The sequence below is a fragment of the Flavobacterium sp. HJJ genome (assembly GCF_015351475.1).
Lineage (GTDB): Bacteria > Bacteroidota > Bacteroidia > Flavobacteriales > Flavobacteriaceae > Flavobacterium > Flavobacterium marginilacus.
In genome coordinates, this window is sequence record NZ_JADKPR010000077.1 from 1 (window position 1) to 724 (window position 724).

The window sequence follows — 724 nt, forward strand, 5'->3', positions numbered from 1 at the left end:
TGTAAAGAGCTTTTGGATGATGATTTGCGAACCGCCGAGTACGTGACCCGTACGCTCGGTGGTGTGAGAGGCGCACTCCGTTCCGTTTGGGGCGGAGCCGTCTACTCGATTGGCGGTAGTGCACTTACTTTTAACGTATATTTTTTTTCAATTTATTCAACTCACTATATAATCCAAAACCATCAGTATTTACTTTGCTTCCTCTAAATATGGAAACTCCGCAACCAAAACAAACTTTAGCAATTCCAACAATTGAATCTTTCTTTTTAAAAATGAATATGTCGCGATAATATGGTAAACAGGATGAGAATTCTGTTTGTACAGAATCTTTTTCACTAAATATATTTTCTACTTCCGTCTTCTTTATTTTGTTCAGTTCAGTCTTTATAAATTTATATTTAAGTAAGTTAGCTTCAAAATTCGGTTCTGAAATAGAATCAGGGTAATGACTAACTAATAAACCAATTAAGTTATTTTGGTCTTTATTTCTATTCTTAATCTTTGCAAGTTTCATTACTTTTTCTTCCGAGATATCTAGATAGTAATGGTCAATTTTGTCACAATCATAAAATTTTTTTAATTCCCTTTTTGCAGTAGAATTTTCTTTTACAACTGCTAAGTTTTCTTTTTTCGGATTTGTTTTATTACAGCTTGCAATTATTAAAAATAAGAATAAATACTTCTTCATATATTTCGTTTTACGACTTCTTTTGGCATTACCGCC

At 32.2% G+C, this 724-nt stretch carries 1 protein-coding gene; it reads right to left on the reverse strand.

Annotation, left to right across the window (positions count from 1 at the left end):
• Positions 1-130: 130 nt before the first annotated feature.
• Positions 131-724: hypothetical protein (locus tag IRZ80_RS20800; protein ID WP_228520980.1), on the reverse strand; the 594-nt coding region annotated here is incomplete at its 5' end.